This is a genomic window from Priestia sp. FSL R5-0597 (assembly GCF_038006305.1).
GTDB classification, from domain to species: domain Bacteria; phylum Bacillota; class Bacilli; order Bacillales; family Bacillaceae_H; genus Priestia; species Priestia zanthoxyli.
This window is the reverse complement of sequence record NZ_JBBOUZ010000001.1, coordinates 4,004,071-4,021,162: the sequence shown is the minus strand read 5'-3', so window position 1 is coordinate 4,021,162 and position 17,092 is coordinate 4,004,071. Positions and strand designations below refer to the sequence as shown.

The following is a 17,092-nucleotide window of genomic DNA, read 5'->3' as shown; positions in this document are numbered from 1 at the left end:
ACGGTATAAGAGTGTGCTAAGATAGATTTTGTGGCTTGGGCAGATGTCTGGTCACCTATAACGATGTTCCGCTGCAATGATTGAAAAGCATTGGTATGAGCGTCTGTTGGAAGGAGTTGAAACACGCGATGCAAAAATTAATCGAAGAGATTACAAAAGAACAATTAAAAACAGATCTTCCTACGTTCCGTCCTGGTGATACTGTACGTGTACACGTAAATATCGTTGAGGGTACTCGTGAACGTGTTCAGGTATTTGAAGGTGTTGTTATTAAGCGTCGTGGCGGTGGTATCAGCGAAACATTTACAGTACGTAAGATTTCTTACGGTGTAGGTGTAGAGCGTACATTCCCACTTCATACGCCAAAAATTGCAAAAATCGAAGTAATGCGCCGCGGTAAAGTACGCCGTGCGAAACTTTATTACCTACGTGAATTACGTGGTAAAGCTGCGCGTATTAAAGAAATTCGATAATAGTAAAGGGGAGCTTGTTTATACAAGCTCCTTTTTTCAAATGTTTTTTTAGAACGATTCGTTCTCTGACAGTGAAAAATAGACGTACAAGTCATCATTTTTTTATTCTATTTATTTATTAGGCGTTTCAAACATTATCGTTTAAAATAAAGGTATGACATAAGAGTTGGAGGACTGAAGATGGCTCGAAAGAAAAATGAACTGTGGGAATGGATAAAAGCAATCGCCATTGCCGTACTGTTAGCTGTTGTAATTCGCTATTTTTTGTTTGCACCGATTGTAGTAGATGGACTTTCTATGATGCCTACGCTGCATGACCAAAATCGAATGATTGTAAATAAGTTCTCCTATAAGATTGGTGATCCTGATCGCTTTGATATTATTGTTTTTCATGCTACAGCGGAAAAAGATTACATAAAACGTATTATCGGACTGCCGGGTGATCATATTGAGTATCGAAATGATACGCTATATGTAAATGGAAAAGCTTATAAAGAGCCCTATTTAGATCAGTATAAAAAAGAAGTGATTGACGGTAATTTAACCGAAGATTTTAAACTAGAAGACGTAACGGGTAAAAAGACCGTGCCAGAAGGCTATTTGTTCGTGATGGGAGACAATCGACGCTACAGTAAAGACAGCCGTCAGATTGGCTTTGTGAGCATGGACAAGGTGCTTGGTAAAACGAGTGCCGTATACTGGCCGATTAAAGAAGCGCGTTTTGCAAAGTAAAATATAAAAGGTGAGTAAAATATGACAATTCAATGGTTTCCTGGCCATATGGCCAAGGCCAGAAGACAAGTAACTGAAAAGCTAAAATTGATTGATATTGTATACGAACTGGTTGATGCACGCATTCCGCAATCATCGCGAAATCCAATGATTGATGAGATTATTGTGAACAAGCCCAGAATCGTATTGTTGAATAAAGTGGACAAAGCGGATCCGCGCGTCACTCAGCAGTGGTTAGATTATTACAAAGAACAAGGTATTTATGCCTTAGCTATTGACGCACAAGCAGGTAAAGGAATGAAACAAATTGTTTCGTCTTCTAAAGAACTTCTTCAAGAGAAGTTTGACCGCATGCGCGCAAAAGGAGTTAAAAAACCCCGCGCTATCCGTGCGATGATTGTAGGGATTCCTAACGTCGGTAAATCAACGCTAATTAACCGCCTTGCCAGCAAAAAAATCGCCAAGACGGGAGATCGTCCAGGTGTGACGCAGGCACAGCAGTGGATTAAGGTAGGAAACGAGCTAGAGCTGCTTGATACGCCAGGTATTTTGTGGCCTAAGTTTGAAGATGAAACAGTTGGATATAAGCTTGCGACAACGGGTGCTATCAAAGATACCATTTTAAATATGCAAGATGTCGCTGTTTATGCGCTGCGCTTCTTAACTAGCCATTACCCAGAACAATTAAAGCAGCGTTATGATTTAAATGAAATCCCTGAAGACATTGTAGAGCTTTTTGATGCAATTGGGTCGCGCCGCGGCTGTTTAATGGGTGGCGGCATGGTGGATTACGATAAAACAGCTGAGCTTGTTCTTCGAGAAATTCGAACGGATAAAATTGGCACCTTTACATTTGATGATCCAAGTGAAGCTGAACAACAGCTGTAAGCAACACATTGCGAACTGAAGCAAAAAACGCCTCTGCCTTTTCAGCATGAGGCGTTTTTTATGTGAAAGTGCCGCGTGAAAATGTTGATATAAAGAAGGTGGAGCTAATGAAAAAGAGTATTAAGGAAATAAAAGAGGAACTAAAGCAAGTGAGAAGCCCGGAAGATGCTTTATTTAAGGCATATGCGCAAGATGAGCGTAAAGGTGTGCAGCAGGTTATTATTCAAAAACAAAGGCAATTTGAAGCGGCTGAGCGCTTGAAGCAACAGTTTGATGAAATGATGGCATATGAAAATGAATTATATAGGCAAGGAGCAACTTATATTGCCGGAGTAGACGAAGTAGGAAGGGGACCGTTAGCAGGACCGGTAGTAGCAGCTGCTGTTATTTTGCCTCCCGATTTTTTTCTCCCTGGTCTGACGGATTCAAAGAAGTTATCAGAAGCAAAGCGAGAAGCGTTTTATGAAGAAATTTGTAAAAAAGCTGTCGCTATCGGTATAGGGATTATAGACGCAGAGGTCATTGATTCTATTAATATTTACGAAGCAACAAAAAAGGCCATGACTGAAGCCATTGAACTGCTGGCAGTTCAGCCTGATGAACTGCTCATTGATGCGATGAAGCTGCCGGTGCCTATTTCGCAGCAGTCAATCATTAAAGGCGATGCTACAAGCATTTCAATTGCTGCAAGTTCTGTTATTGCAAAAGTGACGCGAGATCGAATGATGAAAGAACTTGGTGAACGCTATCCTGCATACGGATTCGAAAAACATATGGGATATGGAACAAAACAACATTTAGAAGCAATCGAACAATATGGAATTTTGCCAGAACACCGCCGATCTTTTGCACCGATAAAAAACCAAGTAAACTAGAACATGATACCCGAGCATATCTCTGCTTTTTAGCGCATGTTTCAATGCGGGATTCTAGGCTTAAAAAGAATATAGCCTATGTAAGCGGAGATATTGCAGCGGGAAAAATTCGTAAATTATTTTCCTCTCAGTCTGCTTTAGTTATGAAGGTTGATTTACATGATCAACCACACGTTTAACGTCCGCAGAGCCTCATCTACTTCATAAGGTATGGTTAAGTACTATCTCCATAAAAATATCAATTTTCTTATTATTTCAATATTTTTCACTAGAATAGTAGACAATTAGACAATTATTTTTATACAATGAAAGCGCAGTCTATTTTGTGCAGTATAGTTTTGTGGTTGATTATGTTAGGAGGATGGGAAATGAATATCCATGAGTATCAAGGAAAAGAACTACTCAGAAAATATGGGGTTGCAGTACCAAACGGTCGAGTAGCTTTTACTGTTGAAGAAGCAGTTGAAGCAGCAAAGGAATTAGGTTCACAAGTATCAGTGGTGAAAGCACAAATCCATGCTGGTGGACGCGGTAAAGCGGGCGGTGTCAAAGTAGCAAAAAACTTAGATGAAGTTCGTACATATGCACAAGATATTTTAGGAAAGACCCTCGTAACGCACCAAACAGGCCCTGAAGGAAAAGAAGTTAAGCGCTTGTTAGTTGAAGAGGGATGCGATATTAAGAAAGAATACTACATCGGTTTAGTTCTTGATCGTGCAACGTCTCAAGTTGTATTGATGGGTTCTGAAGAAGGTGGAACTGAAATTGAAGAAGTGGCGGAAAAAACGCCTGAAAAAATCTTTAAAGAATATGTAGATCCGGCGATTGGTTTACAAGCATTCCAAGCTCGCAGACTTGCATTTAATATTAATATTCCAAAAGAATTAGTTGGAAAAGCAGTTAAATTCATGACAGGTTTATATACAGTATTTGTTGAAAAAGACTGCTCAATTGCAGAGATTAACCCTCTAGTTGTAACAGGTGACGGAGACGTTATGGCATTGGATGCGAAGTTAAACTTTGATTCAAATGCGCTGTATCGCCAAAAAGATATTCTTGAATATCGTGACCTTGAAGAGGAAGATGCTAAAGAAATTGAAGCATCTAAATACGACTTAAGCTACATTTCACTAGACGGTAATATCGGTTGTATGGTAAACGGTGCAGGTTTAGCGATGGCAACGATGGATATTATTAAGCATTACGGAGGCGACCCTGCTAACTTCCTGGATGTTGGGGGCGGCGCAACTGCTGAAAAAGTAACAGAAGCATTTAAAATTATTTTATCTGACCAAAATGTAAAAGGTATTTTCGTTAATATTTTCGGCGGAATTATGAAATGTGATGTTATTGCAACAGGTGTTGTTGAAGCAACAAAACAAGTTGGATTAAGCCTTCCATTAGTTGTTCGCTTAGAAGGAACAAACGTTGAACTTGGAAAAGAAATTTTACAAAAATCAGGCTTAAATATCACAGCTGCTGAATCTATGGCAGACGGCGCACAAAAAATCGTTTCACTAGTGAAATAGAAAGGCTGGGGGATAGGAATGAGCGTATTTATTAATCAAGATACAAAAGTAATTGTACAAGGAATTACAGGCGGAGTTGGCCTTTTTCATACACAGCAAATGTTAGAATATGGAACGAAAATTGTTGGTGGCGTAACGCCGGGTAAAGGCGGCTTAGAAGTAGAAGGTGTTCCGGTATTTAATACGGTTGCCGAGGCGAAAGAAAAAACAGGCGCAACGGCTTCTGTTGTATATGTTCCACCAGCATTCGCAGCTGACTCCATTATTGAAGCAGTTGACGCAGATTTAGATTTAGTTATTTGTATTACAGAAGGTATTCCAGTATTAGATATGGTAAAAGTAAAGCGTTATATGGAAGGAAAACGTACGCGTCTTGTAGGGCCTAACTGCCCAGGTGTTATTACACCGGAAGAATGTAAAATTGGCATTATGCCAGGGTACATTCACAAAAAAGGTCATGTAGGTGTAGTTTCGCGTTCTGGTACATTAACATATGAAGCTGTTCACCAACTTTCTGAAGCTGGAATTGGCCAATCAACAGCTGTTGGTATCGGCGGTGACCCGGTGAATGGCACGAACTTTATCGATGTATTAAAAGCGTTTAATGAAGATGAAGATACGTATGCAGTAATTATGATTGGGGAAATCGGCGGTACAGCAGAAGAAGAAGCGGCAGAATGGGTAAAAGCAAATATGACAAAACCTGTTGTCGGCTTCATTGGCGGTCAAACAGCGCCTCCAGGAAAACGTATGGGCCATGCTGGTGCGATTATTTCAGGTGGTAAAGGGACAGCGTCTGAAAAAATTAAAACAATGAATGAGTGCGGTATCCAAGTAGCTGAAACACCATCTGTTATGGGAGAAACACTTATTAAGGTGTTAAAAGAACAAGGCATTTACGAGCAGTGTAAGACTCATTAATAGAAGACATATAGCCTCCTTTGACCGGGGGCTATTTTGTCCATTTAAAAAGGAGATTGTAGAATGTCTGGTTTACGGGAAAAATTAATTCATTTAGCACATTGTCCATCTGTTAATTGGAAACAAATTTTTACGCTACTTCAACAGAATTCTTCATTACAAAATCTCTACGAGTACTCTCCATCACAGCTTCAAAAACTATTGACTCTCTCGATTGAACGTGCTAATCAAATAAAAAAAGATTTGCAAACTATTCCAATACGAGATATTCTAGATAAATATGACGCTGAGAATATTCGATGTGTCACCATCTTAGATGATGAATATCCTGAACTTTTGCGCCATATTTATGATCCGCCTTGGGTATTATTTGCAAGGGGGAACTTGTCTCTTTTACACGCTCCGGCAAGCTTAAGCGTTGTAGGAACAAGAAATCCTACTTCATATGGAACTGCAGCTTTAACTCGTATTGTTAAGCCGATGCTGCATGAAGAATTTGTCGTTGTGAGTGGGCTAGCCTTAGGAATTGACCAGGCTGCTCATGAACTGGCTATCGCTGAAAAAGCTAAAACGATTGCAGTTTTAGGCGGAGGGTTTTATAATATTTACCCAAGAGGAAACCAAAATTTAGCAAGAGAAATTGCGCAGCATCATTTGCTGCTTTCTGAATATGCCCCGTTTATGAAGCCGACGAAATGGTTTTTCCCTCGCAGAAACAGAATCATTAGCGGATTAACAGGAGGCACGTTGGTGGTGCAAGCAAAAGAAAGAAGTGGATCTTTTATTACCGCCGACCAGGCGCTTCAGCAAGGAAGAGAAGTATTTGCCATACCGGGTTCTATTTTTGAAGAAACATCATGTGGAACGAATAAGTTAATCCAATTAGGGGCAAAACTTGTGCAAAGCGCTGCTGATATTACAGATGAAATGATGTATATAAGATGAATGTTTCAAAGTAGTCATATTCTTGCATGGTATGAAATACTAGTGAGATACGTAGGAAAATCGTATGACTTATCTTTTTGACATTTGACAAACAAGAACCAAATATTTAATAATAATGAAGATTTTATTCTACCTCTTGAGGAGGAACAAATAGATGTCTGACTACCTAGTAATTGTAGAATCGCCTGCAAAGGCTAAAACAATTGAACGTTATTTAGGAAAGAAATATAAAGTAAAAGCATCGATGGGACATGTTCGCGATTTACCTAAAAGTCAAATGGGAATTGATATTGAACAAGATTACAACCCGAAATATATTACAATTCGCGGGAAAGGCCCGGTTTTAAAAGAACTAAAAACAGCGGCTAAAAAAGCAAAAAAGATTTACCTAGCAGCCGATCCAGACCGTGAAGGAGAAGCGATTGCATGGCATTTGGCGCACAGTTTGGATGTAGACATTGCATCGGACTGCCGCGTAGTATTTAACGAGATTACAAAAGAAGCGATTAAAGAATCTTTTAAACATCCACGAGCAATTAATATGGATTTAGTAGATGCTCAACAAGCACGACGTATTCTTGACAGGCTGGTTGGCTACAATATCAGTCCATTGCTGTGGAAAAAAGTGAAAAAAGGATTAAGTGCCGGAAGGGTTCAATCAATTGCAGTGCGGTTAATTATTGATCGTGAAAAAGAAATTGCAAAGTTTATCCCAGAAGAATACTGGACGGTAAAAGCAACTTTTCAAAAAGGGAACGACCAGTTTGAAGGCCAGTTAATCGAATATCAAGGGAAAAAAGTAGAGCTATCGAATGAAGATGATGTAACCAACATTGTTAAACAATTAGATGGAAACGAATTTTCAATTTCTAAAGTAACAAAACGTGAGCGAAAGCGTAATGCGGCTCCTTCTTTTACCACGTCTTCATTACAGCAAGAGGCAGCGCGGAAACTGAACTTCCGAGCGAAAAAAACGATGATGATTGCGCAGCAATTATATGAAGGAATTGATTTAGGAAAAGAAGGTACAGTAGGTCTTATCACGTATATGCGTACCGATTCTACTCGTATTTCAGAAACAGCTCAAACAGAAGCTAGAGATTACATTACGAACGCGTACGGAAATCAGTTTGTGGCAACGGAAAAGCGTAAAGAAAAGAAGAATTCAAATGCGCAAGATGCCCACGAAGCGATTCGTCCAACTTCAGCTCTTCGTAAACCAGGAGAGGTAAAAGAGTTCTTATCGCGTGATCAGTATCGACTGTATAAGTTAGTATGGGAGCGCTTCGTTGCTAGTCAAATGGCACCTGCCATTATGGATACAATGGCTGTAGATTTGAAAAATGGAGACGTAACATTTAGAGCGAACGGCTCAAAAGTTAAATTTCCAGGTTTTATGAAAGTGTATGTTGAAGGCAATGATGATCAAGTGGAGGAAAAAGAAAATCTTCTTCCAGACTTAGAAGAAGGAGAAGTAGCTTATTCTAAGGACATCGATGAAAAGCAGCACTTCACACAGCCGCCGCCAAGATATACAGAAGCTCGTTTAGTTAAGACATTAGAAGAGCTAGGCATTGGCCGACCGTCTACATATGCTCCAACACTTGATACGATTCAAAAGCGCGGATACGTAGCGCTCGATAACAAGCGTTTTGTTCCAACAGAACTTGGAGAAATTGTACTAGAGCTTGTATTGGAGTTTTTTCCGGAAATTTTAGATGTAGAGTTTACAGCTAAAATGGAAAACGATTTGGATGAAGTGGAAGATGGTAATGTTCAATGGGTGCGTGTTATTGACGAATTTTACAGTGATTTTGAAAAACGCTTAGAACATGCTGAAAAAGAAATGCGCGAAGTGGAGATTAAAGATGAACCTGCCGGAGAAGACTGTGAAGAGTGCGGTTCACCTATGGTATACAAAATGGGACGCTACGGAAAATTTATGGCATGCTCTAATTTCCCTGACTGTCGCAACACGAAGCCAATTGTAAAAGAGATTGGCGTAAAGTGTCCGAAATGTGAAGAAGGAAATATCGTTGAGCGAAAATCGAAGAAAAAGCGTACATTTTATGGCTGTGATCGATTCCCGGGCTGTGACTTCGTATCTTGGGATAAACCGATTGCAAGAAAATGTCCGAAATGTGAAAATCTGCTTGTAGAGAAGAAACAGAAAAAAGGAACTCAAGTGGTCTGTACAAGTTGTGATTATAAAGAGGAAGCTCAGCAGTAAAAGAGAATGGGATGAATTCCCACACTTTAAATTTAAAAATAGCAGTTATATAAGATGCGGCGACATTGCTTCATGTGCTAAAATGGAAACGTTATTAGCGACATTGAGTAATGTCGCATTTTCTTTGTCCCGTTAAAAAAGGAAAAGACAAGTGAATGAATAAGTAAAATGATAGAAAAGATAGAAATGAAGTTGGAGGATTTACAATGAATGAACAAGTAATTAATGTTATTGGAGCAGGTCTTGCTGGAAGTGAAGCAGCTTGGCAAATCGCAAAGCGCGGTTTGAAAGTCCGTCTTTATGAGATGAGACCAGTAAAGCAAACACCTGCTCATCATACGGACAAATTTGCTGAATTAGTATGTAGTAATTCACTGCGTGCGAATACATTAACAAATGCAGTGGGTGTGCTAAAAGAAGAAATGCGATTATTAGACTCTGTCATTATTCGTTCAGCAGACGAGTGTGCGGTTCCAGCAGGTGGAGCACTGGCTGTTGATCGTCACGAATTTGCCTCTCGTGTGACGGAAAGCGTTAAAAACCATCCGAACGTAACGGTTGTTAATGAAGAAATTACGGAAATTCCACAGGGACCAACTGTTATTGCAACAGGTCCGCTAACGTCAAAAGATTTATCGGAACAGCTGCGCGCGTTAACAAGTGAAGATTATTTATATTTTTACGATGCGGCTGCACCTATTATTGAAAAAGACAGCATTGATATGGATAAAGTATATCTTAAATCTCGCTATGACAAAGGGGAAGCTGCCTATTTAAACTGTCCGATGACAAAAGAAGAATTCCAGCGCTTTCATGAAGCATTAATCAATGCAGAGACGGTTCCTTTAAAAGAATTTGAGAAAGAAATTTATTTTGAAGGATGTATGCCGATTGAAGTAATGGCTTCACGCGGAGAAAAAACAATGCTCTTTGGACCAATGAAACCAGTTGGGTTAGAAGATCCGAAAACAGGAAAGCGACCTTATGCAGTTGTTCAGCTTCGTCAAGATGATGCAGCAGGTACACTATATAATATTGTAGGTTTCCAAACACATTTAAAATGGGGAGCACAAAAAGAAGTATTAAGCTTAATCCCAGGTTTAGAAAATGCAGAAGTAGTACGCTACGGAGTTATGCATAGAAATACGTTTATTAATTCTCCTAAATTGTTAAAGCCTACGTATCAATATCGCGAGCGTGATGACTTATTCTTTGCTGGACAAATGACGGGAGTAGAAGGATATGTAGAATCAGCTGCGAGCGGATTAATGGCAGGAATGAACGCGGCTCGACTCGTGCTTGGTGAAGAATTGGTTGTATTGCCGCAGGAAACAGCGATTGGCAGTATGGCTCACTATATCACACATACAAACGCCAAAAACTTCCAGCCGATGAATGCCAACTTTGGCTTATTCAAAGAATTGGAAGTGCGAATCAAAAACAAACAAGAACGAAATGAAACGCTGGCTAAACGAGCATTGGAAACTATTCAGAATTTTACAACAAAATAATCAAAATTGTTTGCAAGGGCTACTTAATTGTGATAATATTTAGTAGCCCTTGTGAGGTGATAACATTGGAATTTGTTAAAGATGTATTAAATTCCTTTCTAGAATATTTACAAATTGAGAAAAATTATTCAAAATATACAGTTGACTGCTATGAAAAAGACATAGGTATCTTTATGTCTTTTATGCAGGAAGAGCAAATACAAAACCTACAAAGTGTTACATATGCTGATGCAAGGCTGTTTTTAACACGCCTATATGAAAAGCAGTATTCAAAAAGATCGATGTCACGCAAAATTTCTTGTTTGAGAACGTTTTATCGTTACTTAAATAGAGAAGAATTAGTAGAAGATAATCCATTTGCGCTCGTTACCCTTCCTAAAAAGGAAGAGAGAAATCCTCGCTTCCTGTATGAAGAGGAGATTGTGAAATTATTTCAAATGAATGACTTAACAACTCCGTTAGGGCAGCGTAATCAGTCTCTCTTAGAATTGCTGTATGCCACCGGAATACGAGTGAGTGAATGTGCATCTATTAAGCTTAGCGATATAGATTTTTCACTTCAAACTTTGCTCGTATATGGCAAAGGGAAAAAACAACGGTACGTGCCATTTGGCTGTTATGCCAAGGACGCTCTTAGAGTATATATAGATAATGGAAGAAAGCTTCTTTTAAAAAAGGCTCCTTCTGATACTCATTCGCTCTTTTTAAATTATAAGGGGACACCGTTGACAGACCGAGGCATACGCTTAGTCATTGATCAGTTAGTAAAGAAAACCGCTGAGAATATACATATTAGTCCACACGTTTTGCGGCATACTTTTGCGACTCATATGTTAAATGAAGGGGCAGATTTACGTACAGTTCAAGAAATGCTAGGTCATGAACATTTATCAACCACTCAAATATACACACATGTGACGAAGGATCGTTTAAAGGCAGTTTATATGAATCACCATCCTCGCGCATAAAAGGAGGAGTTAATTTGTCTACTTTCCATGCTACTACGATTTTTGCAGTTCAGCATAACGGTCAATGTGCCATGTCTGGGGACGGACAAGTAACGTTTGGAAATGCTGTTGTGATGAAACATACTGCTCGAAAAGTAAGACGTCTATTTCAAGGGCAAGTTCTTGCCGGCTTTGCAGGTTCAGTAGCTGATGCATTCACTCTTTTTGAATTATTTGAAACGAAGCTTGAAGAGTATAACGGAAATCTTCAGCGTGCAGCCGTGGAGCTTGCTAAACAATGGAGAAGTGACAAAGTATTGCGAAAGTTAGAAGCAATGCTTATTGTTATGAACAAAGATAACTTACTGTTAGTATCAGGAACGGGTGAAGTTATTGAACCGGACGACGGCATTTTAGCAATTGGATCAGGCGGAAATTATGCTTTATCAGCGGGACGTGCATTAAAACAACATGCAGGCGAACATTTAACAGCTAAAGAAATTGCAAAAGCAGCTTTAGATGTAGCAAGTGAGATATGTGTTTATACAAATGATCATATTATTGTAGAAGAACTGTAGGAAAGGGGATTTTTTTATGAATTCTCATTTAACACCTCGACAAATTGTAGAAAAGCTCGATCAGTATATTATTGGTCAAACGAAGGCAAAGAAAGCGGTCGCTGTTGCGCTGCGAAATCGCTATCGCCGCGGTCTGCTAGACGAATCTTTACGTGATGAAGTTGTGCCGAAAAACATTTTAATGATTGGTCCTACAGGTGTGGGTAAAACCGAGATTGCACGCCGCTTAGCTAAGCTTGTCGGTGCACCTTTTATTAAGGTTGAGGCAACAAAATTTACGGAAGTTGGATATGTAGGACGCGATGTGGAATCAATGGTTCGTGATTTAGTGGAAACGTCAGTTCGACTTGTGAAAGAAGAAAAAATGAACGGCGTGCGTGATCGTGCAGAAGAAAATGCAAACAAGCGGATAGTGGAGCTTCTTGTTCCAAGCAAAAAGAAGCAGCAATCGTTTAAAAATCCGTTTGAAATGATTTTTTCAAACGGTACACAGTCAAGCGATGCGGATCCTGATCAAGATGAGGAAACGAATATTGCAACGAAGCGCAAGCAGATTGCTCATCAGCTTGCTCTAGGAGAGCTTGAAAATCATTATGTCACAATTGAAGTAGAAGAGCAACAGCCTTCTATGTTTGATATGTTACAAGGTTCGGGTATGGAACAAATGGGCATGAACATGCAGGATGCCTTAAGCAATTTTATGCCTAAAAAACAAAAAAAGCGCAAACTTACTGTTAAAGATGCACGAAAAGTATTAACAAATGAAGAAGCGCAAAAATTGATTGATATGGATGAAGTGACGCAAGAAGCTGTGAATCGTGCAGAACAATACGGAATTATTTTCATTGACGAAATTGATAAAATTGCTCAAAAAAGTGGTAATTCATCTTCCGCTGATGTTTCACGTGAAGGCGTGCAGCGAGATATTTTACCAATTGTAGAAGGATCAACGATTGTTACCAAATATGGTGCAGTCAAAACTGATCATGTTTTATTTGTAGCAGCTGGTGCTTTCCATGTATCAAAACCGTCGGATTTAATTCCAGAATTGCAAGGTCGATTCCCAATTCGCGTTGAATTAACGAAGCTAACCGTTGAAGATTTTATAAACATTTTAGTAGAGCCAGATAATGCGTTATTAAAGCAATATGCGGCATTATTGGAAACTGAAGGTATACAAATTGAATTTTCTGACGATGCTATACGTAAGATTGCAGAAATTGCATATCAGGTAAATCAAGATACAGACAATATTGGTGCAAGAAGGCTTCATACGATTTTAGAACGTTTGCTAGAGGATTTATCGTTTGAAGCACCAGAAGTAACATTAGAGAAAATTGTGATTACTCCGCAGTATGTGGAAGAAAAATTAGAAAAAATCGCTAAAAACAAAGATTTGAGTCAATTTATTTTATAGAACTGAAATCGCAGGAGGAAGAGTACTAATGGATTTATTAGGGAAAACTAGAAAGATTAATGCAATGCTACAAAAAGCAGCTGGTAAACCAGTAAACTTTAAAGAAATGGCTGAAACACTTTGCGAAGTGATCGAATCAAACGTATTCGTAGTAAGTCGTCGCGGTAAATTATTAGGAATCGCTGTTAAACAGCAAATTGAGAATGCGCGCATGAAAGATATGTTAGAAGCACGCCAGTTCCCAGAAGAATATACTCAAAGCCTATTTAACATTCAAGAAACATCTTCTAATTTAAACATTGAAAGTCAATATACAGCTTTCCCAGTTGAAAATAAAGACTTATTTGATGCAGGACTAACAACAATCGTTCCAATTATCGGAGGCGGAGAGCGTCTAGGTACGCTTGTACTATCTCGTTTAGACCGTCAGTTCGAAGACGATGATTTAATCCTTGCTGAATACGGTGCAACGGTAGTAGGTATGGAAATTCTTCGTGAAAAAGCAGAAGAGATTGAAGAAGAAGCGCGTAGCAAAGCTGTTGTACAAATGGCAATTAGCTCATTATCATACAGTGAGTTAGAAGCTATTGAGCACATCTTTGAAGAGTTAAATGGAAATGAAGGACTATTAGTCGCAAGTAAAATTGCTGACCGCGTTGGAATTACACGTTCAGTAATCGTAAATGCGCTACGTAAATTAGAAAGTGCTGGCGTTATTGAATCACGTTCGCTAGGAATGAAAGGAACTTACATTAAAGTTCTTAACAACAAATTCTTAGTAGAGCTTGAAAAATTAAAATCTAACTAAGTTTATGAACCAAAAAGCACACGGGCAAAGCCCGTGTGCTTTTTTTATATGCTCTCAGTATGAAAAGGTTCGCTCTGGGTTAAGACGATTCGTTCACTATTTTTATAAATCTTTAACAAACTTCATATAAAAATCTAAAAATTATATTATAGAATCTTTAAATAGTAAAAAGATACTAGTTGATTACAAATCGTTACTTTTATTACATATTGTTCAGGACTTATGGTATGTATTTTGATTTTAAATTAAAAAAATAGAGCTAAAGTACAGCATTGATGTTAAAATATGCTTGGAAATCGAATGAAAATTTTGGTTTATAGTCCAAAAGTTCTTAAAAAAGGATAGACATTGCATGAAGTTTTTCTTACAATAAGTTCTATGGTACTAAAGTCGAAATTTGTCTCATTTTTGAGAAAAATAGAATAGGTAAGCAGGTGTAAGAATTGAGTTTGTTTTCAACTACTTTTCAAACAATTGAAAATGGAATTAGCTACGCGTCACAAAAGCAGCAGACGATTGCACAAAATATCGCAAACGTTGATACTCCAAATTATAAATCGAAAACAGTATCGCGTACGAGTGAATTTCGAGATTTATTACATAACGAGTTAGAAGCATATCAGACTGATTCAAAACATATCCCATTTTCCGATTCATCCCAGCGAGTGATTACCCAGCAAGGAAACACTTCCTATCAAGCAAATGGAAACAATGTGGATATGGATAAAGAGATGGCGGATATGGCTGAAAATCAAATTTACTATGAGGCGCTAGTAGATCGTTTAAACGGAAAATTTAATTCTCTTCAAACAGTCATTAGAGGGGGGGAATAAGTTTGACAATTTTTCAAAATATGAATATTACATCTTCAGCTTTAACTGCCAATCGTTTAAGGATGGACGTTGTTTCATCTAACATGGCGAATGCTGAAACGACAAGAGGGACGTACGTTAATGGTGAGTGGCAGCCTTACAAAAGAAAAATGGTTGTCATGCAGTCTGATCGTTCGCCTTCTTTTTCGTCTCTCTTACACTCCGAAATCAATAAAAGTCAAAACAATGGTGTAAAAGTCACAGATATCGTAGAAGATAATACTCCTTTTAATTTAGTATATAATCCGACGCATCCCGATGCTAATGACCAAGGGTACGTGCAGATGCCGAACGTAGATCCCTTAAAGGAAATGACGGATTTAATTAGTGCTACTCGATCCTATGAAGCAAACGTGACGGTCTTTAATACAAACAAAAGTATATTAACAAAGGCGTTAGAAATTGGAAAATAAAGGAGCGATAAAATGATTAATGGTATCAGCAATCAAATAGCAATAGCAAAAACAGCCGCTTCGACTGGCACTGGACAAACAACTCAACAGTTTTCAACGTTTTTAAAAGACTCAATCAATGAGTTAAACAATGCTCAACGCGCTTCGGATATAGCGACTGAAAAGCTTGCTAAAGGAGAAAATGTCGAACTCCAAGATGTAATGATTACTGCTCAAAAAGCAAGTATTACGATGCAAACGGCTCTTGAAATACGAAATAAAGCTGTTGAAGCCTATCAGGAAATGATGAGAATGCAAATGTAATTGAGCGGTTATTAAAGAAAATGAAAATAGTAATAACCGGAGGAATACCATGAATGAAAGAATAGCTCTTTATCGAGATAAAATGAAAGTCTTTTGGAATAACCGCAAAAAAGGACAGAAAATAGCCCTTATCGCTGCTCCTCTTGCGGCTATTCTAGTCATTAGTTTAGCATCTGTTTTCTTAAACAAAGATAAATTTGTCCCTCTTTATAGCAATCTATCGGCTCAAGAAACAGGACAAATCAAAGCAGAGCTTGATGCTAGAAGCGTTCCTTCAGAAATCTCTGATAATGGAACAACCATTTCGGTGCCTGAACAAAGCGTTGACTCGCTAAAAGTTGATTTAGCTGCACAAGGAATTCCTGATAGCGGAAGTATCGACTATTCGTTTTTTGGAAAAAATGCGAGCTTTGGTATGACAGACAATGAATTTGATGTGTTAAAACTCGATGCGATGCAAACTGAATTGGCTAACTTAATGAAAAACATTCAAGGAGTCAACGATGCAAAAGTGATGATTACCCTTCCCAATGAAAGTGTATGGGCGAATGAAAAGCAGGGAGAAGCCTCTGCATCGATTGTGCTTAATACAAAGGCTGGTTATAAATTTGATGATCAGCAAATTAAATCTCTTTATCATTTAGTATCCAAAAGTGTGCCAAACCTTCCTACAGATAATATCGTCATTATGAACCAATATTTTGAGTACTTTGATTTAAAAGGAAATGAAACGGATTCAGCTTCTAGCTCATTTGCTTCGCAGAACGAAGCGAAAAAAGAAGTTGAGCGGGATATTCAGCGTCAAGTACAGCAAATGCTAGGAAGACTGGTCGGTCAAGACAAAGTAATGGTCTCTGTTACAGCAGATCTTGATTTTACACAGGAAAATCGCGAAGAAAAGCTAGTAGAGCCTGTTGATAAAGATAATATGCAAGGAATTGCCGTTAGCGCTGAAAAAATCAATGAAACATTTTCTGGTAAAAATGCTCAAGATGGAGGCGTTGCTGGAACAGGAGAAGAAGATACAACAAATTACTCATCTAGCACAGCAAGTGGAGACGGAGACTACGAAAAAAACGAAGAACGTATTAATTATGAAGTGAATCGAATTCATAAAGAAATCGTTGAAAGTCCATACAAAATTCAAGACCTTGGCATTCAAGTAATGATAGATCCCTCCAATGCAAAAGGGAAATCACAAGTGTCCGATACACTTGAGTCAGACGTTCAAAAAATGTTAGGTACAATTGTCCGTACTTCTATTTCAAAAGATGCAAATACGAAAGCTCTCTCGGATAACGCGGTCAGCGATAAGATTACCGTTTCCGTTCAGCCGTTTAATGGACAAGAAACAGCTGACAGCACAGCAAGTTCGATTCCATTGTGGATGTATATAATCGGAGGAGCACTGCTGCTTATTATTGTTGTTCTTATTGTGCTGTTGGTTAGGAAAAGGCGTCAAGACTTAGATGAAGACGAATATGATGAAGAGTATGATGAAACTTTTGAAGCATATGAAGCGGCACAAAAAGCCCCTGTTTTAAGTGCTGAACAGCAAACAAAAAGCAATCTTGAAACGTTAGCGAAGCAAGACCCGGAAGAGTTTGCAAAGCTGCTACGAACATGGATTAGTGAGGATTAGGAGGAAAG

General features: G+C 38.6%; 17 protein-coding genes. All 17 read left to right on the top strand.

Going from position 1 to position 17,092, the window contains the following annotated elements:
* The first annotated feature begins 128 nt into the window (after positions 1-128).
* Positions 129-473, top strand: coding sequence for a 50S ribosomal protein L19 (gene rplS / locus MKX72_RS21260; RefSeq protein ID WP_013084808.1), 345 nt, complete (start codon positions 129-131; stop codon positions 471-473).
* Positions 474-653: 180 nt separating this feature from the next.
* Entirely contained in the window at positions 654-1,205 is a 552-nt protein-coding gene (gene lepB / locus MKX72_RS21255) for a signal peptidase I (RefSeq protein WP_013058893.1), read from the top strand.
* A gap of 21 nt (positions 1,206-1,226) precedes the next feature.
* Positions 1,227-2,093, top strand: a complete 867-nt coding sequence (gene ylqF, locus MKX72_RS21250) for a ribosome biogenesis GTPase YlqF (RefSeq protein WP_025750333.1) — start codon at positions 1,227-1,229, stop codon at positions 2,091-2,093.
* 107 nt (positions 2,094-2,200) lie between these two features.
* A complete protein-coding gene (locus tag MKX72_RS21245; protein WP_033579775.1) occupies positions 2,201-2,968 on the top strand; it encodes a ribonuclease HII in 768 nt (255 codons plus the stop codon).
* Positions 2,969-3,336: 368 nt separating this feature from the next.
* Positions 3,337-4,497 carry an ADP-forming succinate--CoA ligase subunit beta gene (gene sucC, locus MKX72_RS21240; RefSeq protein ID WP_013058890.1) on the top strand — a complete coding sequence of 387 codons (1,161 nt, stop codon included), beginning with the start codon at positions 3,337-3,339 and terminating at the stop codon, positions 4,495-4,497.
* An 18-nt stretch (positions 4,498-4,515) separates the two neighbouring features.
* Positions 4,516-5,418: a succinate--CoA ligase subunit alpha gene (gene sucD, locus MKX72_RS21235; RefSeq protein WP_013058889.1), complete on the top strand. Its 903-nt coding sequence runs from the start codon at positions 4,516-4,518 to the stop codon at positions 5,416-5,418.
* 63 nt (positions 5,419-5,481) lie between these two features.
* Positions 5,482-6,363 carry a DNA-processing protein DprA gene (gene dprA / locus MKX72_RS21230; protein WP_033579776.1) on the top strand — a complete coding sequence of 294 codons (882 nt, stop codon included), beginning with the start codon at positions 5,482-5,484 and terminating at the stop codon, positions 6,361-6,363.
* Positions 6,364-6,517: 154 nt separating this feature from the next.
* The gene (gene topA / locus MKX72_RS21225) at positions 6,518-8,593 is read left to right on the top strand and encodes a type I DNA topoisomerase (RefSeq protein WP_028411437.1); all 2,076 of its coding nucleotides are present in this window, start codon (positions 6,518-6,520) and stop codon (positions 8,591-8,593) included.
* Between the two features lie 206 nt (positions 8,594-8,799).
* Positions 8,800-10,104 (top strand): FADH(2)-oxidizing methylenetetrahydrofolate--tRNA-(uracil(54)-C(5))-methyltransferase TrmFO, encoded by a 1,305-nt coding sequence (gene trmFO / locus MKX72_RS21220; RefSeq protein WP_028411436.1) that lies wholly within the window; start codon positions 8,800-8,802, stop codon positions 10,102-10,104.
* A 65-nt stretch (positions 10,105-10,169) separates the two neighbouring features.
* Entirely contained in the window at positions 10,170-11,072 is a 903-nt protein-coding gene (gene xerC / locus MKX72_RS21215; protein WP_014458427.1) for a tyrosine recombinase XerC, read from the top strand.
* A gap of 14 nt (positions 11,073-11,086) precedes the next feature.
* Positions 11,087-11,629 carry an ATP-dependent protease subunit HslV gene (gene hslV / locus MKX72_RS21210; RefSeq protein WP_013058884.1) on the top strand — a complete coding sequence of 181 codons (543 nt, stop codon included), beginning with the start codon at positions 11,087-11,089 and terminating at the stop codon, positions 11,627-11,629.
* Between the two features lie 16 nt (positions 11,630-11,645).
* Positions 11,646-13,046, top strand: a complete 1,401-nt coding sequence (hslU, locus tag MKX72_RS21205) for an HslU--HslV peptidase ATPase subunit (RefSeq protein WP_013084801.1) — start codon at positions 11,646-11,648, stop codon at positions 13,044-13,046.
* A 28-nt stretch (positions 13,047-13,074) separates the two neighbouring features.
* Positions 13,075-13,854 (top strand): GTP-sensing pleiotropic transcriptional regulator CodY, encoded by a 780-nt coding sequence (gene codY, locus MKX72_RS21200; protein ID WP_013058882.1) that lies wholly within the window; start codon positions 13,075-13,077, stop codon positions 13,852-13,854.
* Between the two features lie 443 nt (positions 13,855-14,297).
* Complete coding sequence (flgB, locus tag MKX72_RS21195) at positions 14,298-14,687, top strand: flagellar basal body rod protein FlgB (RefSeq protein WP_049166143.1); 390 nt, start codon at positions 14,298-14,300, stop codon at positions 14,685-14,687.
* A gap of 2 nt (positions 14,688-14,689) precedes the next feature.
* Positions 14,690-15,139 carry a flagellar basal body rod protein FlgC gene (flgC, locus tag MKX72_RS21190; protein ID WP_014458431.1) on the top strand — a complete coding sequence of 150 codons (450 nt, stop codon included), beginning with the start codon at positions 14,690-14,692 and terminating at the stop codon, positions 15,137-15,139.
* Positions 15,140-15,151: 12 nt separating this feature from the next.
* Positions 15,152-15,442: a flagellar hook-basal body complex protein FliE gene (gene fliE, locus MKX72_RS21185; protein ID WP_028411433.1), complete on the top strand. Its 291-nt coding sequence runs from the start codon at positions 15,152-15,154 to the stop codon at positions 15,440-15,442.
* 49 nt (positions 15,443-15,491) lie between these two features.
* Positions 15,492-17,084, top strand: a complete 1,593-nt coding sequence (gene fliF / locus MKX72_RS21180) for a flagellar basal-body MS-ring/collar protein FliF (RefSeq protein WP_048019845.1) — start codon at positions 15,492-15,494, stop codon at positions 17,082-17,084.
* Positions 17,085-17,092: the final 8 nt, after the last annotated feature.